This is a genomic window from Thermomicrobiales bacterium (assembly GCA_023954495.1).
Classification (GTDB): Bacteria; Chloroflexota; Chloroflexia; order Thermomicrobiales; family CFX8; genus JAMLIA01.
In genome coordinates this window covers 1-25011 of the sequence record JAMLIA010000044.1, presented here as the reverse complement: position 1 = coordinate 25011, position 25011 = coordinate 1, and the positions used below count along the sequence as shown (strand labels likewise).

Below are 25011 nucleotides of genomic sequence, written 5' to 3'. Positions count from 1 at the left end.
GTCGGACCGCGCGACGGGCTGCAGAACGAGTCGGTCATCCTGCCGCCAGCCACCCGCGCCGAGCTCTGCGACCGCCTCGCCCAGGTCGGCATCACCCGCATGGAAGCGGCCAGCTTCGTGCATCCGAAGCTGGTGCCGCAAATGGCCGGTGCTGAAGATGTCATGGCGGCCATCAATCGCGAGCCGGGTGTGACCTATGCTGGACTGGTGCTGAACGAGCGAGGCTACGATCGCGCGATTGAAACCGACGTCGATGCGATCCACTTCACGTTCGCCGTCACGGACAGCTTCTCACGCCGCAACCAGAACGCGACTGTCGAGGAGTGCATCAACCTCGCGATCAAGCTGGCCGGGCGTGCAAAGGCAGACGGCAAGCGCTTCGTCATCCCGCTGAGCGTCGTCTTCGGCTGCCCGTTCGAGGGGCCAGTGCCTGCCAGCACGGTCCTCTCGGTGATCGAACGGCTACAGGCTGGCGCGCCGGACGAGATCGTGCTGTGCGATACGATCGGTGTTGGCGTCCCGAAGCAGGTGCGTGAGCTGGTCAACGGCGCGCGCGACCTGGGCGTGCTGGTCGGCTGCCACTTCCACGACACGCGTATGACCGGCATTGCAAACGCGCTGGCGGCGGTCGAAGCGGGGGTGCAGGTGCTGGATGCGTCGGTCGGTGGAACGGGTGGCTGCCCGTTCGCGCCGCGTGCGACCGGCAACATCGCGACCGAGGACCTTGTCTATATGCTGCACGGTATGGGGTATCAGACCGGCATCGATCTTGAGGCGCTGATTGCGTGTGCTGAGTGGCTATCCGGCCAGCTTGGCAAGGAGCTGCCGGGGCGTGTTTATCGGGCCGGCGCATTCCCGCAGCCGACGTCCTAGTCGCGTTCGGTGCGATCCTGTCGTAACGTGGAGACGCTATAGGTCACACCAAGTCCGATCAGCAGGAGTGTGATGAAGCTCAGCAGCATGGCAGTACCCGGAGTTTGATTGAAGACGACAACGCCCATCCAGAGCAGGCCAAAGAACGCGCCGGTGACAATCAGCAACGTGACGATATGGCGAGGCATGACGTTGAACTCCCCTCTTCAACGCATCACGATAGCAGATCCGATACCTGATTCATACGACAGCGAATGTGCGTCTTCCGATGGTTGATTTTGATGCATTGCTCGTTGACCTGGCCGAGTGCGGCAGACAGGTGCGCGAGGCGATCGTTCGTGCCGAGCAGGCGCGGCTGGCCGATGTCGTCGGCCTCGGTGCTGACGGCTTCGACACATCCTACGTCGATCAGGTTGCCGAAGATCGCGCCCTGGATGTCCTGACCACGCTCGAACCGCGGATGAACATCCTCTCGGAGGAAGTCGGATTCCTCGACCGTGGCTCGGCGCTCACCGCCATCGTCGATCCGGTTGACGCGACGAACAATGCGACGGCGGTGCCGAACTTCATTGAGCACACAGCTCCGCAGCCTGGGCTTATGTCGACCGATCGCGTCTACGGTTTCCCGTACTACGCCTTCTCAGTTGGTATCCTGCTCGATCATCGCATCGTGGCAGGATGTGTGATGAATTTCGCAACTGGTCACGTCTATACTGCCGCACGCGGTGGGCCGGTGCGCGTCGATGGTCGCGTCGTGCGCCCGGCAGCAGTCGAGTCGCTGCGCCAGTCGCGCGTGGCCCTCATTCGCCCGGAGACGACGACAGCCTGGCGGACGATGGGGCCGCTGATGGTTGATGCGCGGCGAATTCGGATCACTGGCTGCTCGGCGCTCGATCTGTCGTTGATCGCGTGTGGCACACTCGACGCCCTGGTCAATCCGAACCGCATTTCGCCGGCTGGACACGGGGAGAAGATCGTTGACTACGCAGGGGCATTGATCATGCTTGATGTCTCCGGAGCAGTTCTGTCGACGTTTGAAGGTACACCCGTTCCGGTGACGCTTGATCTGACTCGCCGTGCTCCGATCGTTGGTGCTGCGACGCCAGCATTGCACGCCGAACTGATGGATATTCTGCACCGGGAGCCGTGGGATGAAGTGGAAGGCCGTCGCTGATGGAGTTTCTGCGGGAAGATGATGAACTGGAGTTCGATCTGTTCGACCTTCGGGTGACGGTCGATCGTATTGAGGGCCGCTCGGTGTGTGGATTGCAGGTGGGAGACTACTTCGAGCTCACCGAATCGAGCCAGATTCGCATACCTGAGGGCAAGCACTTTTGCCTGTATGCCCTGCAATCGGTGCTGCCTTTACTTCCCGCCAAACAGCGACTGCTCGATCCGGCGGATTGGCTGGAGTTGGACACGCTTGTGGCTTGCCCGGATATCGACGAACGTCTGATTATGCGGATTGAGCGCATCAATTGTCGGACGTTCAAAGTCGACGATCTGACGTGACCAACGGCCGATCGCTCTCCATCGCGTTGCAATCGAACAAGTCGCCCGCCGAGTACGCTGCGCTCGCAGCTCTGGTCGAGCAGCTCGGTTTCGACATGCTGTCGATTTATGCAGACCTGCTCTATCATCCGCCGATTGTGCCGCTGACGCTGGCCGCGCAAGCGACATCACGTATCAGGTTAGGCCCGGCTGCGATCAACCCTTTCACCTTGCATCCACTTGAGATCGCCGGTCAGATCGCGATGCTCGACCAGGTCAGCGACGGTCGCGCTTACCTGGGGCTGACGCGCGGTGCCTGGCTGGACGACATCGGCGTTGGCCAGGACAATGCTGTCCCCCGCATCCGCGAATCCATCGAGGTCATCCAGCGCCTTTTGAGTGGCGACGATCGCGGCTTCGACGGCGAATACCACCGCCTGCGACCGGGCCTGCGTCTACGCTACGAAGTGCGGCGCTCGCGGGTGCCGCTGATGATCGGCGGCTGGGGCCGCAACATCCTGGCGTTGGCTGGCGAGCGCGCCGACGAGGTGAAGGTCGGCGGCTCGGCCAATCCGGATGTCGTGCAGCCGGTTCGCGAGCGCATTGCGGTGGGTGCCGCACGCGCTGGCCGCGACCCGCAGGCGATCGGGATCGCGCTCGGTGCGGTGACCGTCGTCGATGAGGACGGCGAGCGGGCACGCGACCTCATTCGCCGCGAGATGGCGCTGTATCTGCCGGTCGTCGAGCCGCTTGATCCGACCGTCCGTATCGATCCCGAGCTAGCGTCGCGGATCGACTCGCTGGTGGAAGCAGGCGACCAGGAGTCTGCCGGCCGCCTCATCCCCGACGATCTCCTGACGCGCTTCGCGTTCGCCGGGAACCCTTCCGAAATCATCGCGCAGTGTGAGGCACTGTTCGACGCCGGGGTCAACCGGATCGAGTTCGGCACGCCGCATGGTCTCACCGATGCCGGCGGCATCCGGCTGCTCGGCGAGCGTGTCCTGCCCGCCTTGCGCGGATAGATGTTCTGCGTCCGCTGGACTCTGCGCTTGATTCCGTTACCATACCCCTGCTGCACACAGTCTTGAATGTGGGAGGAGAATCGCGTGGACTTTACGGAAGCCTTTGCTGCGGTCGATGCGCAGGAGGACAAGCTCATCGAGCGGCTGCGGTCGATCATCGCCATCGACAATTGCGTCCCGCCGGGTCGCAACTACGATACGCTCCTGGATCTGGTCGAGCCGGAATTCCAGCGTCTGGGATTTGACACGACGCGCGTCGTCATCCCGTGGGAGAAGGTTCAGCAGATCCCGCTGCCCCTCGAGGGTGATCGCGTCAATCTGGTCGCGCGGCAGAACAACGGCAAGCCGCCGCTGACCGTCTACGCCCACATGGATACGGTGCCGATCGAGGAAGGCTGGTCGAAAGATCCGTTCGGCGGCGAGATCGAGGATGGTCGCATCTACGGTCGCGGCATCGCCGACATGAAGGGCACGATCGCGACGCTGCTGACGGCGCTCAACGTCATGGAGCAGCAGGGCATCGAGCCGGTCTGGGATCTCAACGTCGTTCTCTGTACCGACGAGGAGATCGGCGTCTATCCCGGTGTCTACCACCTCGCGCTCGAAGGCTATGTCACCGCGCCGGTGCTGTGCATGGAGGGTAGCCAGGACCCGGTGCTGCGGCTCGGCTCGAACGGCTCGGTCGATGCGACGGTCACCGTCCACGGTCGCTCGTGCCACTCCGGCGCGAACTACCTCGGCATCAACGCGATCGAAGAGATGGTGCCGATCCTCAATGAGCTGCTGACGCTCAAGCACGAGGTCGAAGCGCGCCGCTCAGCGCTGCCACTGGCTCCGGCCCCCGGTGCGCCGTCACATCTCCGTCCCATGTTCAACCTGGATATCGTTGGCGGAGGTGTCAAGTCGAACATCGTCCCGGCAACTGCATCAGTGCTGATCAACCGGCGCTACATCCCCGAAGAGGACTACGACGATGTGACCACCGAGATTCGGGAGGCGGTCGAACGCGGTCTGGAGAAATCGCAGGCGCTCTCTGCCGACGTGTCGTTCATGCACTCGTATCCGTCGTACTACCAGTCTGCAGACCATCCCGGTGCCAAGCGGCTGGTCGAAGCGCTGAAGCTGGTGCAGGGCTACAGCGATGACGACTTCGTCCGCACCGGCTCGGGCGGCTCGACCGACATGGCCAACATCGCGCAGGTACTGAACACGGACCTGATCGCGACGGTCGGGAACGGCCGCCAGCGCGAGTCGAAGGCGCACGGCTCCGATGAGTCGATCCGCCTTTCCGACGCACGCGCCCACGCCAAGGAGCTGATCTACTACTTCTCGGCTCCGATGGACGCTGAATAGTCAGCCAACCGGAAACGCAGAACGGCCGCCGCGTCCAACGCGGCGGCCGTTCTTTTTGTGGTTCTAGCTCAAATAGACCTCAAGCACGACGTGTGGGCGGCGGACAGTCTGGCCGCGTTCGTCGCGCAGGGCGAGGGCCTGGCCGCCGTCGATGACGTTGAGCGTGAGCGGAGACCAGTCGATGCGCCGGACATCGCCAGGGCCGGAGAGCATGATCAGGTAGGTGCCGTTTTGCAGACCGCCGTTTGCGCCGATCTGGAACGGGACGGCTGCTTTGCCATCGTTGGCGCGGTAGTCGATCCAGCCGCGCAGGCCGCCCTCGGCATCGACCGGGATGTCGTAACTGGCCAGCGGGCTGGTGCTGGTGACCGGATCGACCTGATGTCGCCAGGCGTGCAGCGCGCCCTCGTGGTTTGGCCGCAGGTCGAAAGTCAGGCCGGCAGCGCGGAAGCTGTCCCAGGCCGCGATGTCTTCTGGCGGGCAGCCGGTGGCGACGGTAACGTGCGCCGTTGACGCGTGTTGGCCACTGCCCGCTTCGATCGAGCCGGCATCGGAGAACGATGAGTCCAGCCGACCGTTCCAGAATCCGACGGCGACGCGCGGCGGGGCGGTCGTCGCGGCCTGCGCTGTCCAGTCGAAGTGCGGCAGCGACAGCGGCGTGAGCGTTGCCGACGCTCCAACGAGCGTGGTCGCGACCACTGATGCGGACGTGAGCTTGAGAAGATCGCGCCGCGCGAGCTTCACATTGCCAATATCGACCTTCATCTCAAACCCCTCTGTGCGTCGATCCGCATCGCGGTGTCTTATGCCGGTTCAGGTAGCCGCCCTCGCACGGCGATGATGTAGTTCACCGCGAGGTATGGCTGCAGATTCTGATGTGTCGCCGTCTCGCCACAGGCACCGGTCGCGACGTTGATGACGCGGTCGGCTGCGTCTGTTGTGCCGCTGGCGTTGTCGCCGCCGGATGCGGCCAGCAGGACGCGTTCGCCCTCGGCAACGGCCACGGAAAGCTCTGCGCCGTGGTCGTGCTGCGGCAGTTGATCCTCGCGAAGCGCGATTGTGGCATCGCCGCCCGCCTCGCCGAGCTTGCGCGTCGAGAGGCCGGGGCCACGTCCTGCTTGCATCGCGACGCGTCCGCGCAGGTCAGGCAGAGCGAACTGCGTCCGCCCATCGCCGCCGTAGGTCGTGCCGATAACGGAATAGAGATCACCGAACTTGGCGATGTTGAGTGCCTGCCCGTCGCACTTCGCCCAGCCATCGGGCACACCGCTACCGGCGAGGATGCGCACCTCGCCAACGACCGGGCCGGCGTCGGGCTCGTCTGCGGCGATCATGTAGTTCAGCGCAAGATACGGTTGCAGATTGTCGTGGGCGCTGCCCAGGCCGGTGCTGGTCATCTTGCCCAGCTTGACCGTCTGGTGCGCGCCGACGTTCGCACTCACCCGCAGAGCGCGTCCAGCGACGTTGCTGCTGGCTGCGCTGTCCGGTACCGGCAGTCCGTGGCCGTGCTGCGGGATCTGAGCTCCGGCGAGCGTCACTGCTTCTGCTCCTCCGCTCGCGCTGACAGCGATCGTGTCGGAGCGATGCAGCGGCACACGGCCGCGCAGGTCGGGCAACGCAAACGTATGCCGACCGTCACCGCCATAGCGAGCACCAACGGCTGAGAACAGCTTCGGCAGGGCGCGAATGTTCGCAACCTGGCCGTGGCAGAACACCCAGCCAGCGGGTGCGACGTTGCCGGCGAAGAGGCGAATCTCTCCAGGATAGGGCATCGGTCGCATCCCTCCTCAGCTGCGCGCTCGGCTGGAAGGGCCGACCGCGATCATGAACATCAATCCGAGGTAGGGCTGCATGTTGTCGTGCGCTGCCGCCGCAGCCGTTGCCCCGTTTTCGACTGCGGTCCAGGCGACGTGCTCGATGGGCTGGTCGGTCAGATAGCTCTGACCGTTGCCGGACTGCTCGTTCCCGGCCGGTGGCGCGAGCAGCAGCTCGTGCTGGTGGGCCGGCAGCTCGGCGGTGGTCAGCGCGTGCTGCGCGGCCCCGCCGCTCGCACCGAGCTTGAAGCCTCCGGCGCCGGTGTGGATGGCAACGCGACCTCGCAGGTCTGGCACGCGGAAATTCGTCCGGCCATTGCCACCGTAGGTTGTCCCAATCGCTGCGAAGAGCGCCTGGTGCTCGCTCACGGAGAGCGCCTGCCCATCGCAGGCCGCCCAGCCGTCCGGTATTCCGTCGAATGCGGCGAGTCGTATCTCGCCGATGATGTAGTCATCCATCCCGATGCCCTCGCTACTCGCCGCGTGTCTCGTGACTAGTCAAAGCGTGCGATCCACATCCGGCGCAGTCGCAGCACTGGTGCGCCGTTCGCGTCGCCCAGCGTGCTGAACACGCTCAGATCAAACTCATAGAATCCGGTGCCCTTCGTCGGGCTGTTCGGAATGTCGATGTGGGCCTCCCACGTCTGGATGATGCTGGCGATTTCGTTGGCCAGGTCCGCAGCGCTGGTCGGCACGAACGGAACGTGGTCGAGGACTGGCAGATAGACGAAGAACTGATCGTCCATGCCCGGTCCCTCAACCGGCATCGCCTTGTTGCGCGGGTCGTGCCCATAACGGCAGTTGATCTTGGTCAGCGGCCACGGATAGCCGTTGTCGATTGCGACGTTGAACACCTGCTGGAACACCGCCTGAAGGTAGCCGGCCAGCGATTGCTGCGTCGGCGTGACACTGGCCTTGATGTCTACCGGCACCGTGCGATCGATGTACGGCTGCAGCGGATCGGTAAACTCGCTCGCACCGCTGCGATAGATGAACCGCTCGTTGGTCGTGCGGCCGTCAAGATCGCCGAGGTTCTCGTTGCGTGTGAGCCAGATGCGGCCGCGTGCGTTCTCGGTCTTCAGGACGTTCAGGTCAGAGAAGACGAACGAACGCGTCTGGTTGTCCGGCACTGTGCCCGACCAGGTGAACGAGTAGGTCACCGGATCGCCTGGGGATGCGCTCTCCGGATGGTGGTACAGATCGACCGGCCCGCTCGTGATCGGATCCGGCACGCGGATCTGCGGGTAGTCGCCGTAGTTCTTGCCACCGATTGGCTCCTTGATCGCCAGTGGCTGGAGACGGATGCTGACGACCGGCGATTCGCTATCCGGATAGGCGATCGTTTCGGACATATGGTAGGCCCAGTCGTCCTTGAGCCAGGTGTATTCCTGGATCGGGACGTTCGGCTCCCAGGTGCCCCAGGTGTTCGCGACGGCCTCGATGGCGTCGGTCAGCGTCAGCAGCTCAGCCGCCGTTGGTTGCGTCTGCTCGGCGATGGGCTTGTCGGCATCCATCAGCCGCGAGTAGAGCAGATCGAAGCGGCAGAGCGCGTGAAGGAGTGTGTCCTCGTCAGCAAGCAGTGCGCGCAACGCCTGCTTCTTGTTGAAGGCGATCTGCAGGTAGATGCGGTCCTGCGCTGCGCGTGCGCGCTCGACCTGGAATTCGTACTCCCAGGCAGCGGCCTTCTCCAGCGTCACCGACTCTCCGGCAGCCGTCTCCGGGTTGCCGAATTGGCGCAGGATCGCCGGAGTGACCGGGAACTCGCGCAGCGGGATCGGGATATTCACCGGCGTATTGCCGTCGAACAGCTTGACCGGGTCGTGAACGAGCTTGTCGCTGTCGAGCACGCTCGGATTGTCCGGCAGGATCAGCTTGAGCCACGATGACGAGCGGTACTCGTAGCTGCCGCTCGGCGGTGCCCAGGCCGGCTTGTCGGTCTGGATGTTGTGCTCGACATAGGTGACCTGGTAGGCCATGCGCGTCGGCAACTGTGCGCGCTCGCTGTCGCGCGACGTTGAGAAGGTGAACGAGAGGTGTGAGTCACCGCCGAGCTTGATCTTGGCGGTGCCGACGACGTAGGCTGCCTCTTCACCGTCCGGAGATTCGAGTGCGACGACCGTGCCGTACAGATTCGGCGGCGTGCCGGTGATCGACTCCGAGTTGTTGACCGACGCGTTGTAGCTCAGAACCGTGTCGACATCGTAGGCGGCTGACAGCGACTTGAGCAGCGTCTGGCGATAGACCTCGCGCGAGGAAGCCTGGCGATCCGCATCATCGTCTCCGGTGTAGATCGCCAGCAGTCCATTCGGGATGCCACTGGCGAGCGTCTCCTTCGCCCGTAGGATGCGAGCGAACTTGCCAGCGTCCGCCCGGCGAAGATCGACGGCCTGCTGCTCGGTGAGCATGGTGTCGACGACCGCGATGAATCGGCGAGCCAGCTTGTCCATGTCGACGTTGCTGAACGGCACCGTCTTGCTCGTGTCCTCCGGGTCGACAATCGTGACCGTCTCAAGGCGTGTCGAGAGCGGCGCGGCACCGAAATACGAGCGCTCGCTGGTGTTGATCAAGTACTGGATGCCAGTGCCGGTGTCCGACACGCCCGGGCCCATGCGGACCATCCAGAGCGCCTGGTCGTTCGTGTCCGAATCACCCGTCCCGAGACGCATCTCCGGGAACGCCTTCTCGAACTTCTGGGCGAAGCCGACGAGCGACTCGGAGGCCATGGCCGACATGCCTTCCGGCAGTGCCGGCAGATCCGCCTCGACCTGCGTGTCTGGCTTGATCGACGAGGTGACCGACGCGATCGCGGTCAGCTTCTCGGCTGCATCGGTATCGACCATCGATTCCGGTCGCGACATCGTGATCGTGACCTGCAGCGGGTGGATGTTCTCCGGCTGCTGATCGCGGGTGGATCGCGAGATCGCGGTGGTCGTAAGGACCTTCATGCTCGGCTCGCTGGCCGTGCCACCCGTGACCTTGGCGTTCAGGAAGTCGAGGACCTCCTCAACCCAGTCCTGCAGCTCGGCGTTGATCGAGTGGCCGTTGGCCAGTCCGATCGAGCCGTTGCCATTGAGCAGCGTCGTGTTGAGCGAGATCGTTGTGTTGGCGTCGTTGAGCTGGAACCAGATGGTCTCGTACTGCACCCGCAGCGCTCGTGCCCGGGCGACTGTCTCCGGCGCAGTGAAGCGATCGGAGCCGAACTCGAGCACCATGACGATCTGGCCGCTGGCATTGACCTGATAGGCGATCTTCGCTTCGGCCCACTCCGGCAGCGAGATGAGCGGATCGGTGTACTTCATCTCAAACTGCTTCTCGACCGTCGTCGGGTAGATGTTGCCGAACGTGTCGAGCGCGGCCAGCTCCAGATAGACGGAGTTGCCGATGATGTCGTACGGGCTGTATGCGGCGGTTTCGCTGACCAGCGGTGACGCGGTGCGGCCACTCGTCAGGAACGTCGTCCACGGCACGACGACCTCGTAGTTCCATTCCAGGCTGGAGATCGAGGACGGTAGCAGGTCGGCGTTCAGCTTCAGCGGGCTGAACGGCATCGACCAGCTTTCGTCACTGACCGCCCAGTTGCCCGCCTTGCCGCCCTTGTCCTTGATGCGGTAGGCCAGCAGGTTGAAGAGCGTCGCTGTGCCACGAGCCAGGCTGCCGGCCGAGGCGTCCGAGACATCGCGCCCGGCGTAGAACGCCAGCGTGCCCGGTACGCCGGTCGGAATTGCGATCTTGGCCGCAGCATCGTTGCTCGTCAGGTAGAAGCGCTCGACCTTCGACGGCGTCGACGAGTAGACGATGCCGTTTGCGTAGGCCGGGATGCCCTGGCTGGACGAGAGCTTGATGACGAGCGTCAGATCGGCGGTGTTGGTTGCACCGAACGCGTCGTCCGGGATGCCGTCCTCGCCGTCGTATTCCAGGAAGAAGCCTGGTGCGTTGACGACGCTGGCCTCCCAGAGCAGGCGCAGGCTGGCGAAGATGTCGGCCGACGTCAGATCGCCGTAGAACTTCTCTTCCGGCGGATCGACAGCCGCGAGGCGGCGACCGGAGCGCGGCGCGCTGACGGTCGACAGGTTCGTCTTCAGAATGCGGGCGGTCGAATCGAGGCCGGCCAGGCCGCCGACCTCATCGATGGAGGTCGAATGCAGCACCGACACGCCGGTGATGGAGGGGTTGCCTTCCATCAGGTCGGTCATTAGCCCGGCGACGCGTCCGCGTGTCAGCTCGTCGGTGCCGCCGAAGGTGTAGGTCGACTTACTGAAGACGGTCGTCGTCGAGCCGTTTTCGTCGGTCGTTGATGCCATTGCATCGACGACGCGTCCGGCGGTGATTGGCACGATCAGTGCCCAGTTGTACTGGCTCGACAGGAGCGTCAAGGTGCTCTCGATCTCGTTCGAGAACTCGTCGTCGTAGACCACCTTGGTGATGCTGGAGCTGAGGCGCGTTGTGTCGTCCTCGGCTTCCAGCCGGGCAAGCACTGGCTTGGAGAACGGCATGAGCGAGCTGGCCCAGGCGTCACCGCCGGCAGATGCAACCCGGATACGCTCGTCGATCGGGTAGCTCGGATCCTGCTCCAGGTACGGCTTGATCCGCTCGATGACCGGCTCGTCGGCGTCGAAGTCGATGGCGTCCTGCACGTCATCCGGCAGTGCCGTCAGTGCTGCGTAGTCGCCACGGGTCACGTTGGCGGCAGCCAGCTCGTCGTCGCCATCGAGCAGCGTCAACGTCCAGATGACGTCGCTGTCATCCGGCTCTTCCTCTTCCTCTTCGTCCGGCTCCGGCAGCGTCAGCGAGACCGGAATCTGCTGGCCGGTCAGTGCATACAGCGGCTGGAAGCTGCTCGGCATTGGCGGGGTGGTCGACGTGTCGAACGAATCCGGCAGCTGGTGGCCACCCAGCATCAGGCGTGAGGTCAGGCCGGTGACGGCGCTGACGGCGGCCGGGTGCGTGCGGTCGATGATGTCGCCGATGATCTGCGCCAGCGTCCAGGTGTCGGTGATCTCCGTCGAATCGTCGGCGCGTGAGACTTTGGCCTCGATCGCGTTCTCGACACCGGCCTCCAGGATCAGCCCGTAGTACGCCTCGAAGACGTGAGTGACGAGCGGTCTGGTCGGAATAACCGGTGCGTCCAGCGCGCTGGCTCCGTCGCTCAGGCCGAGTTGCTGCTCGATCTTGAGCAACAGCGCACCGAGGTACGCGTCGAGATTGTTGTAGTAGGAGCTGTCACGCAGCGTCTGGTCGGCGAAGACGACGGTCGTGTCGTCGTACGACAGCGAGTAGCCCGGGTCCATCGGGTAGACCGAGGCGACCGTCTCGCTGCTGCCGGCTGGCTTCAGGTAGGTCTCGGCGCTCGTCGGTGGGTGGATGTTGAACGTGTAGTTTGCATCCAGGAAATCGCGCAGCGTCGAGTAGTCGAGTGCGTCGCGCTCGCCGTCGATTGCGGCGCGCAGCGTCACCAGATCGCCGGCGCTGAGCGTTGTCGAGCCGTTGACGCTGGAGCCGAGCACCGTCTTCGCTGCCCAGGCAAAGATGCCTGCCTGCAGGAACCGCGCGTGCAGCTCGGAGATGACCAGGCCGGCGGCAGCCACCAGGTTGCCGTCCTCATCGATAGTGAACGGCGTCGCGAAGACGCGATCGATCGGCAGCTTGCCGTCGTCGTCGCGCAGGTCGACTGTGTCGCTGCCGGACGTGTAGGTGAAGACGGAGTCGAACGTCGAGTCCCACATCGCGCCCGGTGCCGACCATGTGAGCCCACCGGCGGCCAGCGCACGCCCGGTAGCACGCAGGCCGATCGGGTTGTCGAACGACGTCGTAAGGACGTTGTCGCCCTTGTTGACGGACTTCGGCGGATAGCCGGTGGCCCACTGGATCCAGTCCGGATGCTCCCCGGTATCGATCGAGAAGGACGGCTGGAACTTGAAGATGAACTTGAAGCTGATCGAGATCGAGAAGAACAGCAGCTCCAGCGAGACCCTGAGCTCGGCTTCCAGGACGATGCTGAGCTGGATCTTGATTGGCACCGCCGTCATGTATCGGAACGAGATGCCGAGGCTGGCCTTGACGTTGAGTGTGGCTGACAGACCGAAGCCTGCTGCGCGAACCTCGAACTTGCCCATCGCCAGCAGGACGAGGTTGAAGCTGGCTTCGAGCATGAGGTAGTCGGCGGGTGCCGGCTTCCAGGCGCTGTCGTCGTCGGTTGAGCTCACCCGGTCGATTGCAGAAGCGACGCCCTGCAGGGCGAGCTGGGCGGTCAGTGACAGCTCGAACGACACCGGGCCGCGCTTGTAGGCCTTGCCGAATCCGATCTTGGCTGCCAGGCCAAACTTCCAGGCTGACTTCCAGACGCCGAAGGTCGGGTCGATATCAGGGATGGTGTATTCGGCATCGGCTGAAAGACGGCCGAGATAGAGGCCAACTGCGCCCATCACCGGGAATGGGCCGACAAAGCCCTGGATCGCGAAGGAGCGCGAGTAGTCGTAGCCGGACGCGAAGCTGCCGGACGGGAACCCGAGGTCGAGGAAGAACCCGCCGTCGGTGTAGACGGCGAGGCTGATGACCGGCAGCGTGATTGAGAAGCCGCCGACATCCCAGTAGCGCAAGCTGTCGGGCAGGATCAGCGTGCCCTCGTAGACGCCGAGGTCGCTGTCGTCCCACAGGCGGCGGTAGAGAATCTCGATGCGCAGACCCTTGAGGATCTGGGCGAACCCTGGTGCGCCATCCTTGACCTCGACCAGACCGCCGTAGACCTCGTCGGCTGTGTTCGCGATGACCGCCAGGCGAAGCCAGCCCATGATCGAAATGTCGATGCCGACCATCATGCCGGCGTCCGGGGCGTAGATGTCGCGCAGGACATCGTACAGGTCTGGGCCGGATTCGCCGCTGGGCAGCATTTGCTGCATCACCTCGAGCGCGTCACCGACGGTGCGCATCTCGGGCCGCACGTTCAGGTTCGAGTCGCCATCAGCAGCCGTGCCGCGACGCATGCGGACGCCACGCCCGATCGCGATGTAGTCGATCTCAATGATTGGCGAGCCCGAACGACCCGGCTTGCCCTCGTCTGCACGCAGCGAAACGGTGTTGGTCTGGCGGATGCGCTTGCTGCGCGAACTGGTGATGAAATCACCAGTGATCTGGACATTGGCAGCGATCTGCGTGTCCGAGCCGGGCCAATTCGACTGGCCGTACGAAATCTCGAACTTCTCTGAGCTCTTCAATCCTCCTGAGGCAAAAGAGATGGTCGTTGACTTTGGAGAATCTCCCGAGCGGATCATGCCGCCGTCAAACAGGCGCGTCGTCACGGTAATGGTGGAGGCACCGTTGATACCGCCGACGTTCTGCACGTAGCCGTGAACGACAAGTTCATACTTTTCTGGCTCGCCGCTCGTCTTGCGTTGGATGACCAGACGGATGGCGGCATTCGCGAGGACAAACTCCGGATCGCCTGGCTTGGCCGGAACAACGATTGGTACCGGCAGCGAGTTCACGCTCGACGTGCCGCTGCTGCCCTTGGTCAGCGAGAACGAGCCGAACCAGCTCGAAATGTTCGCGCCTCCGTTGCCAAACGCTCCGGCAAAGCCCTCGTCTCCCGGCACCGGCGCGAACAGGAGCAGCGAGACCTTTGCGGTCCACTTCATGATCGTCAGGGCCAGCGAGTTGACGTAGATGAAGAACAGGCGGTCGTTCGATGAGGTTGGCACTTCGCCGAAGCCGAAGTCGTTCAGCTCGGCCTTGAACATGCCGGACTTGCCGATGTCGAGACCGGACAGTGGTGTGGCCCATTGCAGCGCGGTGTAGAAGACACCTTCGCCCGAATCGGTCCAGGTGGCTTCCTTCCAGCCGGTGTGAACCGTAATGTCCATCAACCCGCCGGCGGAGATACTCAGGCCGATCCCGGCAGTGCTGAACCCGTAGGAAATAATGTACGTCACCGGGCTTGGATCGAGGATCGCCGTGCTGGACGGCTGATACGGGATCATGGCAGACGACATCGGCACCAGGTTCGGGATCGGGAAGACGCTGGCGTCAGCTGCCGAGAAACTGCTGACCGACTCGGCGATGCCCTTCAGTGCCAACGGCGCGGCCTTCACGACGCTGCCGTCGCGAGTCTGACCGCGAACAGTGTCAAAGCGCATCTTGTTGGGGCTGAAGATCCAGAACGGGTTGCCCATGTCTTCGGGCTTGGCGATGTCGTCGGTCATGTCCTCTTCGTCGAGCATGGTGTATTGCAAGGTCATTGGGAGCTTGCCGAAACCAACTCGATCGTAGGAGAAGAAGTCACGTCCACCGAGCTCACGGGTTTGCAGGAATCCGGCGATGACGAACTCGGCAATGTTGGTCTGCCCGATGTCCTGAGCCGCCTGCAGCATGTTGTAGTCCACGCGGGTGGACTCGATTGCCGTGATGACCGGGCTGACGGCGGGGAACTTCACGATTGCGCGGGTGTTGCCGAGTCCCTTTTCCGAGCAGACGATGAAGTTGTTCAGCAGCGGATCGATGCAGCCGAAGCGGAAGACATAGGTCGGAATGCCATCAATCTGCTGCAGGGAGCCGGAGAGGTCGATCGCATTGACCGACATCGAGCCATCCGACAACTCGGAGATGTCCGGGACTTCCTTGAACAGCTTGTGGATGTTCAGCGTGACATCGCTGATGAAGTTCTTGATGTACGAGTTCTCGAAGATGACACGCATGAATTTGACACGGTACGAGAAATCAGTGATGTCGGCGATGTCGTCGACCTCAATCGCCGTCTTGGAGTTGTCGGTCCAACGCGACGCGCCGGTCGTGGCGGCGTTCGCGTTTTCGTAGTCGATGAGCGCGGACATCGAGCTGTTCTCGATGCCGATGATGTTGTTGGCACCGTCCTGCTTGACCTTGGCGATGTCGATGCGCAGGTGATGCGCCTTGAAGTCCGGGTCCATCATGTTGGTCGCGGCGATCAGGTCGCCGCCGTCGACTGCCGCCGTCGGCTTGGTTACGACCATGCCCGGAAGCAGGCCGAGGATCTCGCGCGGCATCTCGTTCGGGTTGCCGAGCGAGGCCTCGAAGACGATGATGCCTGACCAGTTCGGCGCGTCGATGACGGTGTCGAGCATCGTCTGGTAGTACTTCGCCACATCGGCGTCGGTACTCGATGTGCCGCTTCCGGCACCGCCCGCCTTGGTTCGCATGTCGGCGATGATCGACTTCAGCTTGGCTGAGATCGTGACAGCGTCGGTGAAATTGTCGGGGTCTCGCCACTGGGACGTGTCGTCGACGAGCTGGTTCACCGTCGATCCGTCGGCGTACTTCATCACCATGATGCTGCGGACCGGCTCGGCCTCGGCAGCGATGTCGGCGACGAAGTTCCACGAGCTGAGCGTGATGGCGTTGTCGGTGAAGTCGCCGACGTTGCCCAGATGCGTAATGACCAGGAAGAGCTTGTTGGTTGCCAGTGCCTGCTGGAACAGCTCCGTTGGCGAATCGACGGCCATCTCTGTCTCGTCGACGCGACCGAGCAGGACGCGCTGGTAGCGGTTGGTTGCGATATCGACGTCGACGATGAGGCCCTGCGGCGTGGTGCGCTTCTCAACGTCGTTGCCATTCGCCAGCAGCGAGCGCATTGAGCGGGCCGGGCTCGCGGGCAGCGTCGTCGACGCACGCTTCATCGTCTCGTCGCGCGTTGGAACCAGCACGTCGCGCTCGAAGAGCTCGTAGGTATCAACGTCGATCGTGTTGACGTAGGGCTCGATGTTGATGCCGGCCACCGGCGTCATCGGGAACGTCGTCTTGATCGTGGCGATGGAGGCTTCGCTGTAGTCCAGGTACGGCGTGCCATCGAAGATGCCATTGGCCTGGAACAGCGGAGCATTGGGTGGCTGTGCGTAATAGAAGCGGTCGGACGGATTGCCGACGCCCTCGACGGTGACCCACGAGGTGCGGTAATCCGGGGTCAGCAGCGCGCTGCCGCCCATCTCCAGATCGCCGAATGTCTGCGCGTAGGCGCTGCGGTCGAACTCAAAGCGCAGCAAGTCACCAGCGGTGCCGTTGCGCGGGCGCATGCGCACATACTCGGTGCCGGACGCGCCGGTCAGCAGCGCGGTCATGCTGTTTTCGTCGAGCGGCCCACCGGCGAAGATCTCGAAGCCGCCGTTCGGCGTGAAGTAGTAGATCTCCGGCATGTCGGTGACTTCATTGTTCGGGTTCGATCGTGGTCGCATGTAGAAGCGACCCTTGGCGGTGGTATTGCCGAGCAGGTCGACCGGATAGCCCGAGGTCGTCCGGAAGTACGACGGGATCGGCGTCGGGCTGCCGTTGGATTGCGGCACGACGGTGAAGAATGACGACGTGGGGGTGGTCGGGAAGAACGCGACCTGGAATGACAGCGGGCTGTTGACGCGCGTTTCGTCGATGATCGGGTAGCGCAGCCGACGTGGTTGCCCGCTTCCATTCTCGGGTCGCAGATAGTAGTAGAGCGACGCGTCGAATCCGCCATAGCCGAACTTGTCGGCCAGCATTGGCTCGAGCGTGAACTGCAGGCTACCGCGCAACTCACCCTCGAACTGGACGGACCCGGTCGTGGCTGCCGTGTACTGCTGTGGCGCGATTGGCAGCCGGAGGTTGAACGACTTCGCGCGCGCGCCATGCAGGATGTCGAAGCCGGCAGCACCCGCCTTCAGCTTGACCTCGGTGCCGCCCTGAATGACGATCGAGAACTGTTTGAACGTGAGCGTCTGCGGATAGGCCGGCGTGTATGGGTTTGGCTGTCCGCGGCGTGTATTGGGCTGCAGCAGCGCGAGATACTGGACGGTCAGCGTCGCCGGCTGGCGCATGTCGCCGTCGAGCCAGACGAACCCGACGGTTGTCTGCGGGCTGCTGGTCGGGAGCTTTCCGCGGAGCATGCTGGCGAGCGCGTTGGCTGTAGCGGTATCGGTCGGGATGCCCTGTCCCTTGGGCGTGAACAGACACCAACCCGCGCCACTGGAGCTGATACCGAAATTCCAGATGTCGCTGGCGCTCAGCTGGGTCGGCAGGTGCGGCACATTGCCGGGGACGAAGAACCCCATGCTGCCGTGGTTGGCGTCATTGAGCGATGTCTCAGCATAAATAGAGGTTTGTCCAACGCGCGTCAGCGTAAACAATAAGGCCTCCGGGTCTGACTATGGCTGTCGAGCGATCGCCACGCGATCGGCTATCCATGATGACCCGGTGTCGTAACGCCAACCGGGCCGGCTGTTGAACACTGAGTCACGCGGGAAACCGGCGGCGCTGCGTCGAGATTGATTCACGCTCACCATGCCGCGACGATCCATCCACGCCAGCAGGCACAACCAGAGACGAGAGCATCACCCAATTGTGACGCTCGGCGTTGGTCGCACATCGGCATTTCAACCCTCACCACAATCCCGCGCAAAATACGTATCCTGCGCAGAAGGACGAGGGAAGATGAAAGGTATCTGTGTCCGTGTCCCATGCTAACGGATACCCTCGCATTCCGCAAGCGGGTATCGCGACATCGACCGTCGTCAATGTCGCGTTCGTTCGCAGTCAAACGCGTTGAACGACAGGTATACCCAGGTATGACGAAGTTTTGCAGTCGAGCGCATCTGCCGCCTGCAATGGATCTGCACACGGCATCGCGCTCGCTACGCCATGACGTATGGGATTCTGGCGCGAGAGGAAACTGGAACTTGACGCAGTTAACTGACGGCTACTGCCTCTTGTGGCAGATTTGCAGTCTCACCGGCGGTTGTCTTCGGGCGCTTGAAGATCCACAGCTCGTCGGTCGTCATGCCGGCGTTGACGGCACCGCCGCTGCTCGAGCGCGGCAGGACGGTGATCAGCTCCCAGCCGGCAGCACCCAGCTCGGGCAGCATGGCGACGATGTTCTCGTCCCAGCCGCTGGTCACCTCGCCCATGGTCACTTCGCGTTGACGATGAAAGACCCGATATTCCCACGCCTGCATGCGATGCTCCTTCTGTACTGTGTTCGGTCGATTGCGCTGTCCGACGAATCTCGTATCCAGAACCGTGGCAGACTCCACGCTGATTCACCCGGAGCGACATTCTAACGCTGCACGCGCTAAACAGTGCGGAGTACGAGCCGGAAGAGATTATGGCAGTGTCAGGATCTCATTGCCGGTCTCGGTGATGGCGATTGTGTGCTCGTATTGCGCGGATCGCGACTGGTCGTTCGTCACGATTGTCCAGCCATCGGCCAGCGTGCGAACCGAGCGCGAACCGGCGACGATCATGGGCTCGATTGTGAACACCATGCCCGGGCGGATCTCCGGGCCCTGCCCGGCCGGTCCGTAGTGCGGCAGCGACGGCGCTTCGTGCATGTCGCGCCCGATGCCGTGGCCGAACAGATCATGCACAACCTTGAACCCGGCTGCGTTGACGACCTGCTCGATCGCGTAGGAGACGTCGGTGAGCCGCCGGCCCGGCTGGGCCGCCTCGATGCCGACATCCAGTGACTGCTTGCAGACGTCCATCAGGCGACGCGACTCGGCGTCGATCTTGCCGACGGCGTAGGTGCGGCAGGCGTCGCCGTGCCAGTCGTTGAGGATGACGCCGACATCCAGCGCGATGATGTCGCCGTCGCGTAGCACCAGATCGCCGGGGATGCCGTGGACAACAACGTCGTTCACCGCCACGCAGACCGAGCCGGCGAAGCCCTGGTAGCCCTTGAATGACGGGGTGCCACCCTTGGCGCGAATGTATTCCTCGGCAACGCGGTCGAGGTACGCCGTCGTGACACCGGGGACGATCATGTCCTCCATCAGGTCGAGGATTTCGGCGACGACTCGCCCTGCCTCACGCATCAGAGCGATCTGTTCCGGCGTCTTCAGATAGATCTTGTTGGACCGAGCCATTGCGCGCCTTGCTTTCAGCCTGGATCGTGAATCATCGAGCGGGGGCGTCATCGACGCCCCCGCAATTACAACCTGACGATTGTACTGGACGGTCGGTCGCGAGCGGCCCTACTCCTCCAGCGTGCTGATGTCGCCGACTTCCTGGCCGAGCTCCTGAGCCTTCAGGAAGCGGCGCATGATCTTGCCGGAGCGCGTCTTCGGCAGTGCGCCGACGAACTCCAGCTCCTCCGGAACGGCGATCGGGCCGACGTTCGTGCGGACGTGCAGGCGCAGCTCATTCAGCATCTGCTCGCTGCCCTCGTAGCCGGTCTTGAGGATGACGAAGGCCTTGATCGCCTCGCCCTTGATCTCGTCCGGCTTGCCGATGACGGCAGCCTCGGCGACGGCGGGGTGGCTGACCAGCGCACTCTCGATCTCCATCGAGCCGAGCCGGTAACCGGACTTCTTGATCACGTCGTCGACGCGACCCTGAATCCAGAAGTAGCCGTCTGAGTCGCGGTGGGCGGCGTCGCCGGCGAAGTAGACACCGGGGATCGTGTTCCAGTACGACTCATAGCGTTCGCGATCGCGGAAGATCGTGCGCATCATCGCCGGCCACGGGTTGTGGATGACGAGGTAGCCGCCTTCGTCGACGCCGACTTCCTTGCCGTTCTTGTCGACGACGCTGGCCTTGATGCCGAGGAACTCCTTCGTCGCCGAGCCCGGCTTCAACGGCGTGATCGGGGTCGGCGTGATCATCATCATGCCGGTCTCGGTCTGCCACCAGGTGTCGATCACCGGCTGCGTGTCTCCTGCGATCTTGCGATACCAGACCCACGCCTCCGGGTTGATCGGCTCGCCGACTGTGCCCAGCAGGCGGACGCCGGACAGATCCGACGCGCCCGGCCAGCCCTCACCGAAGCGCATCAGCGCCCGGATCGCGGTCGGCGACGTGTAGAACGTCGTCACCCCGTACTTCTCGATCATGCGCCAAATGCGCCCGGGATCGGGATAGTCGATCGCACCTTCATAGAAGACGCTGGTCGCACCGGCGATCATCGGGCCGTAGACGATGTACGAGTGGCCCGTCACCCAGCCCGGGTCGGCCGAGCACCAGTAGACGTCGTCGGGCCGCATGTCGAAGACAAACTTCATCGTCGTGTAGATGCCAACCATGTAGCCGCCGTGGACGTGGACGATGCCCTTCGGCTTGCCGGTCGTGCCGGACGTGTAGAGCATGTAGAGCGGCGATTCGGAATCGAGGTGGGCGATCTCACTGTCCGGTGTCGCCAGCGCCATCATCTCGTGGTACCAGACGTCACGCGTGGGGTACCAGTTGATGTCGTTGCCTGCGCGCTCGACAGTCACCACGCGCTTGATGGTCGGGCACTGACGGACGGCGTCATCGACGATGCCCTTCAGCGTGACGATCTTGCCGCGGTAGAAGTAGCCATCAGCAGTGATGACGGCCTTCGCCTCGGCGTCCACGATCCGGTCGCGCAACGCAGACGAGGAGAATCCGGAATAGACGACGGAGTGGACAACACCGATGCGCGCGGCGGCGATCATGGCGACGATCTGCTCCGGTATGCGCGGCATATAGATGACGATCCGGTCGCCCTTTTCGATGCCCATCGCCTTGAGTGCACCGGCGAATCGACACACGTCGAAGTAGAGATCACGATACGAGATCGTGCGCGTCGTGCCGTCCTCGCCCTCCCAATAGAAGGCGACCTTGTTGCGTGTTGGAGTACTCATGTGGCGGTCGAGGGCGTTGTAGACGATGTTCGTCTCGCCACCAACGAACCACTTGGCATCGGGAGCGTCCCAGTCCAGCACCTTGTCCCACGGCTTGAACCAGTCCAGCTCGCTGGCCATTTCCTCCCAGAACTCTTCGGAGTGCTCAACTGACCAGTCGTGGAGCTCTTCGTAGGAGGAGAAGCCCTTGTCCCGCATGTACTTGGTGATGTTCGCGTTCTCGACGATATCCTCACTCGGCTCGAACACGCGATTCTCTGACAGGACTCGACTGGTTGTCTCCCAATCGAGGCCCTTTGGCTTTGTCGATGCCATTGCTCCTCCTTCGCTCCCGCTATTCGTCTTTACCCGTGGCGGGTTGGTGTCACCTGATAGGCGATTCTAGCACCACGGTCGCTTCTTCCTGCCATTCGTGTGCCAGCAGCGCCTGTTCACCTGCCGAATCGGCGAGTTGAGCCGCAGGCTTTCCACGGTTTGGCGATGCCCGGATCATCCCAGGCCGATCGTCGTCGTTGGTGCTGTGCATGGATGCCCGGCCCGGACGTGGATCTGTCTCGCGCTGAGATCAACGACGACCGACGCGACGGTCTGGACGTTCGGGTTGATCTCGGCGTCGGCGTGCTTGCAGACGCTGCGCGGGAAGTTGCTGTGGTCGCTCAGCACGGCGAACAACGAGGCGACGGTGTGGCTGCCGCGTCCGCGTTCGAGCAGCGTCTCGACGCGATGCAGGCGTATATGCGAATTGAGGTTGTCACCCCACTCCAGCTCGCGCATGGCCGGATCGAGCACGTGGTTCGTGTGCGCGATCAGGTCGCGGCCCGGCAGCAGGGCGCTGTGCGTTGCCGAGACCTCGTTGTCATAGATGTCGCCGTCAATGTTGGCGATGATGTGGTTGTTGCCGTTCGCGCGGCCGGCGCGTTGGGTACGGCGAATGGCGTCCTCCAGGTAGGTGGCGTCAAGGACATCGCGGTAGGCGAGCAGCTTCGGCGTGCCGCTGCGGACATCATTGAATGTCAACGCGTTCCCGACCGAGCCGATCCCGCGATCGTTCAACCCCTGATAGAGCAGCAGACCGGAGTAGGCAAAGCCGATGAACGCGGGCCGTCCGGTTGGCCGGGCCCGCACGACGTACGGCAGCGCCTGGCGGATCGTGCCGGCGTCTTCGTTATGCGCTAGCAGCGTGGTGCCGTCGTTTGTTGCGGGGCCGGTCACAGCCAGGCTTGTGCAGCCGTCATCGTCCTCGTCACCACCGCGTGCCGCCAGGAAGCGCGTCTCTTGCAGCGCGTTCATGCTGAACAGCGTCCCGAATGGAATCCCGGCTGACTCGGCGGTGCCGTACAGCTCTGCGATACAGTGTGGCACCTCGCGCTCGGCGTATGGCAGCAGGCGCGCTGCGACTTCCAGCGCGCGATCCCAGCCAAGCGTGTTGCTGACCTCGCTGCGGTGGCGTTCAGCGACAGCTCGCAAACCATCGCGCAGTGTCTCGCCGATGGCGCGCCCGATGGTGCGGTGATCCCCGGCAACGTCGATAATTGGTAGCGTGGCGGTGTCCGTGCTCATCCCACATCTCCCCTGTTGTGCGACGATTTGTGGCAGATCATAGGGCAGATCGGTCGGATCGCGTACAATCGGGGTGTGCCGGGCAGCGGCGCGCCGAGATCGTCGGTGGTCAGCATGTGGAGGGTGGGTCAGAACGTCTATGGCCTTGTTCAAGCGCAGCACGACTTCCGCGCCGTACGAGCCGCGGCGGGTTGGCCCGGAGCGACCGGGCGGTCGCCTCTACACACTCCGCTCGACACCACGTCACCACGACGGCATTAAGACAGCTATTGAGAGCACCGGCACGGCACGAGTCTACTTCTCCGAGCCGCTCGCCTACCTCCGTGGCCAGGGCGTCGCGATCTTCCGCATCGAATCCTGGGGCTACGACTGGCTGCCGAACCTGTACCAGTTCTGGCACGAGACCGAGGCGCGCGAGGCGTTCGCCTTCGATATCGCCCTCTACGTCCGCAACGTCGATTATGTCACTTCCCTGCGTGGCCTGAGCGTCGAGGAAGCGCGGCAGGCAATTGAAGCAGCTGCCGAGCGCACCCCGGAGAAGCCGAAGGAACGCTGGCTGACCTCGCTGACGCACTAGCCAGGAACGCAATACATCCGATTGTGATTCGATGCCACGTCTACTGCGACGTGGCATCGCCGCGTCTGGCGCATCTGGTCAACTGCCTGTAGCATGCGCGGCGGACAGGCGTGCCCGGTGAGGCTGTGGCCAACGGCGCTCGTCGGCGCGAACAGCGATCCTATTGAGAGGGAAGATTGAGTGGCGAAGAAAGTCGTTATTGGTTCAGTCATGCATGAGACGAACTCCTTTTCCCAGATTGAGACGAACCTGGCGTCGTTTCATGTCGGGCGATCTGCGCTGATTGAGGGCGAGGATGTCGTCACCAGCAGCCGCGGGACATACACCGGCCTGGGTGGGATGGTCGAGGTCGGAGACGCTGCAGGTTGGGACATCGTCGGCACAGTCAGCGGGCACGCGACGCCGAGTGCGAACGTGCAGGCTGCTGCCTACGACGAGCTGAAGAACCGGCTGCTGGGCCATCTGCGCAAGGCCGGCGAGGTCGACGGCGTGTTGCTCTATCTGCACGGCGCGATGCTGGCCGAGAACGCGCCGGACGCCGAGGGCGATCTCTGCCGGGCGGTCCGTGATGCCGTCGGCGGCGACGTGCCGATCATCGTCGAGCTCGATCTGCACGGCAACATCACCGCCGGTATGTGCCACGCCGTGAACGCGGTCTTTGTCTACCGCACGAATCCGCACATCGACTCCTACGAGCGCGGCATCGAGGCGGCGCGTTGCATGCAGCAGATCCTCGACGGCACGCTGGCGATGCCGCAGGTCTACATCTCCAAGCCGCCGATGATCCCGCCGACGATCAACATGCGCTCCGCCGAGGGCCCGATGCGCGAGCTGATCGAGCGCGGCCTCGACTGGGAAGCGCATCCCGGCATCGTGTCGACGGCAGTCTTCGGCGGCTTCGCTTACGCCGACTTCGACCAGGTTGGCACGGCGCTGGTCGTCACCGCCACGAATCCGGAGCTGGGCCAGCGCTGCGCCGATAATCTGGGCCGCGCCGCCTGGGATATGCGTGAGTCGTTCCTGAAGGCGATCCCCTCCCCCGAGGACGCGCTCGATCAGGCGCTGGCGATCATCGAGGCCGGTGCCGAGAAGCCGGTCGTGCTGGCCGATGTTGCCGACAACCCCGGCGGCGGTGGGAGCGGCGACACGACAGAGCTGCTGCGCGTCATTCTGGAGCGCGGCGTGCCGGGCGCTGCCGCCTGCATCTGGGACCCGGAGACGGTCCAGCAGGCGCTGGCAGCCGGGATCGGAGCTGAGCTCGATTTCCGCATCGCCGGGAAGACCGGCCCAGCCGAGTACGGTCTGCCGCTGGACGTGCGCGGCAAGGTGACTCGGCTGAGCGACGGCTATTTCGTCGGTCACGGGCCGGTCGTACGCGGGCGCACCGTCTTCGCCGGACCGAGCGCCTGCATCGACGTCAACGGCTTCAAGCTGGTCGTGTCGTCGATTCGCCACGCCTCGAACGACCGTGGCTACTTCAAGATGGTCGGCGTCGTGCCTGAGGAAGAGCCGCTGCTGGTCGTGAAGTCGCGCGGCCACTTCCGGGCCGACTTCGAGCCGATCGCCGAAACGATCATCGAGGTCGACGCCCCCGGCGCAGCCAACCCGATGGTGACGCGCTACCCGTTCCAGAACGTCCGCCGCCCAGTCTGGCCGCTCGACCCCGACACGACCTGGGAGGGCTAGGCGCGACCCTGCGACGGGCAGGTCTTCGATTCCCAATTCCTGATCCC

General features: G+C 63.6%; 16 protein-coding genes. 7 read left to right on the top strand and 9 right to left on the bottom strand.

All coding sequences use genetic code 11. From position 1 onward, the window contains the following. The coding region (locus M9890_09695; GenBank protein ID MCO5177228.1) for a hydroxymethylglutaryl-CoA lyase at positions 1-873 on the top strand (873 nt) is incomplete at its 5' end. Here M9890_09695 and M9890_09690 read toward each other — a convergent pair. After that, positions 870-1061 (bottom strand): hypothetical protein, encoded by a 192-nt coding sequence (locus M9890_09690; GenBank protein MCO5177227.1) that lies wholly within the window; start codon positions 1059-1061, stop codon positions 870-872. The genes M9890_09695 and M9890_09690 overlap by 4 nt on opposite strands. An 80-nt stretch (positions 1062-1141) precedes the next feature. Here M9890_09690 and M9890_09685 point away from each other — a divergent pair, with 80 nt between their 5' ends. From M9890_09685 to M9890_09670, 4 genes are all read left to right on the top strand, one after another. Beyond that, positions 1142-2047 (top strand): hypothetical protein, encoded by a 906-nt coding sequence (locus tag M9890_09685; GenBank protein ID MCO5177226.1) that lies wholly within the window; start codon positions 1142-1144, stop codon positions 2045-2047. Then, positions 2047-2385 (top strand): TIGR04076 family protein, encoded by a 339-nt coding sequence (locus M9890_09680; GenBank protein MCO5177225.1) that lies wholly within the window; start codon positions 2047-2049, stop codon positions 2383-2385. The genes M9890_09685 and M9890_09680 overlap by 1 nt, the downstream gene beginning before the upstream one ends. Next, a complete protein-coding gene (locus M9890_09675) occupies positions 2382-3386 on the top strand; it encodes an LLM class flavin-dependent oxidoreductase (protein ID MCO5177224.1) in 1005 nt (334 codons plus the stop codon). The genes M9890_09680 and M9890_09675 overlap by 4 nt, the downstream gene beginning before the upstream one ends. A gap of 84 nt (positions 3387-3470) precedes the next feature. Next, positions 3471-4739, top strand: a complete 1269-nt coding sequence (locus M9890_09670) for a M20/M25/M40 family metallo-hydrolase (GenBank protein MCO5177223.1) — start codon at positions 3471-3473, stop codon at positions 4737-4739. Positions 4740-4802: 63 nt separating this feature from the next. Here M9890_09670 and M9890_09665 read toward each other — a convergent pair whose 3' ends face one another. The 8 genes from M9890_09665 to M9890_09630 form a co-directional block, all read right to left on the bottom strand. Further along, positions 4803-5504, bottom strand: coding sequence for a hypothetical protein (locus M9890_09665; protein MCO5177222.1), 702 nt, complete (start codon positions 5502-5504; stop codon positions 4803-4805). A 38-nt stretch (positions 5505-5542) separates the two neighbouring features. Next, entirely contained in the window at positions 5543-6511 is a 969-nt protein-coding gene (locus M9890_09660; GenBank protein MCO5177221.1) for a tail fiber protein, read from the bottom strand. Between the two features lie 15 nt (positions 6512-6526). Next, on the bottom strand, positions 6527-7012 hold the full coding sequence (locus tag M9890_09655; GenBank protein MCO5177220.1) for a tail fiber protein: 486 nt from the start codon (positions 7010-7012) through the stop codon (positions 6527-6529). Between the two features lie 35 nt (positions 7013-7047). Continuing rightward, entirely contained in the window at positions 7048-17670 is a 10623-nt protein-coding gene (locus M9890_09650; GenBank protein ID MCO5177219.1) for a hypothetical protein, read from the bottom strand. Between the two features lie 558 nt (positions 17671-18228). After that, the gene (locus tag M9890_09645) at positions 18229-18495 is read right to left on the bottom strand and encodes a hypothetical protein (GenBank protein ID MCO5177218.1); all 267 of its coding nucleotides are present in this window, start codon (positions 18493-18495) and stop codon (positions 18229-18231) included. Between the two features lie 147 nt (positions 18496-18642). Further along, entirely contained in the window at positions 18643-19404 is a 762-nt protein-coding gene (gene map / locus M9890_09640; GenBank protein MCO5177217.1) for a type I methionyl aminopeptidase, read from the bottom strand. A gap of 108 nt (positions 19405-19512) precedes the next feature. Continuing rightward, positions 19513-21456, bottom strand: coding sequence for an acetate--CoA ligase (acs, locus tag M9890_09635; GenBank protein ID MCO5177216.1), 1944 nt, complete (start codon positions 21454-21456; stop codon positions 19513-19515). Between the two features lie 174 nt (positions 21457-21630). After that, positions 21631-22701 carry a C45 family peptidase gene (locus M9890_09630; GenBank protein ID MCO5177215.1) on the bottom strand — a complete coding sequence of 357 codons (1071 nt, stop codon included), beginning with the start codon at positions 22699-22701 and terminating at the stop codon, positions 21631-21633. Between the two features lie 139 nt (positions 22702-22840). On the opposite strand from M9890_09630, the gene M9890_09625 reads away from it, so the two are divergent. Beyond that, a complete protein-coding gene (locus tag M9890_09625; GenBank protein ID MCO5177214.1) occupies positions 22841-23278 on the top strand; it encodes a hypothetical protein in 438 nt (145 codons plus the stop codon). 180 nt (positions 23279-23458) lie between these two features. Then, entirely contained in the window at positions 23459-24964 is a 1506-nt protein-coding gene (locus M9890_09620; GenBank protein MCO5177213.1) for a M81 family metallopeptidase, read from the top strand. Positions 24965-25011: the final 47 nt, after the last annotated feature.

Bases quoted from the DNA above. Each gene is read 5' to 3' on its own strand.
- M9890_09690 (MCO5177227.1), bottom strand. From the start codon at position 1,061: ATGCCTCGCCATATCGTCACGTTGCTGATTGTCACCGGCGCGTTCTTT.
- M9890_09685 (MCO5177226.1), top strand. From the start codon at position 1,142: ATGGTTGATTTTGATGCATTGCTCGTTGACCTGGCCGAGTGCGGCAGA.
- M9890_09680 (MCO5177225.1), top strand. From the start codon at position 2,047: ATGGAGTTTCTGCGGGAAGATGATGAACTGGAGTTCGATCTGTTCGAC.
- M9890_09665 (MCO5177222.1), bottom strand. From the start codon at position 5,504: ATGAAGGTCGATATTGGCAATGTGAAGCTCGCGCGGCGCGATCTTCTC.
- M9890_09660 (MCO5177221.1), bottom strand. From the start codon at position 6,511: ATGCCCTATCCTGGAGAGATTCGCCTCTTCGCCGGCAACGTCGCACCC.
- M9890_09655 (MCO5177220.1), bottom strand. From the start codon at position 7,012: ATGGATGACTACATCATCGGCGAGATACGACTCGCCGCATTCGACGGA.
- M9890_09645 (MCO5177218.1), bottom strand. From the start codon at position 18,495: ATGCAGGCGTGGGAATATCGGGTCTTTCATCGTCAACGCGAAGTGACC.
- map (MCO5177217.1), bottom strand. From the start codon at position 19,404: ATGGCTCGGTCCAACAAGATCTATCTGAAGACGCCGGAACAGATCGCT.
- acs (MCO5177216.1), bottom strand. From the start codon at position 21,456: ATGGCATCGACAAAGCCAAAGGGCCTCGATTGGGAGACAACCAGTCGA.
- M9890_09630 (MCO5177215.1), bottom strand. From the start codon at position 22,701: ATGAGCACGGACACCGCCACGCTACCAATTATCGACGTTGCCGGGGAT.
- M9890_09625 (MCO5177214.1), top strand. From the start codon at position 22,841: ATGGCCTTGTTCAAGCGCAGCACGACTTCCGCGCCGTACGAGCCGCGG.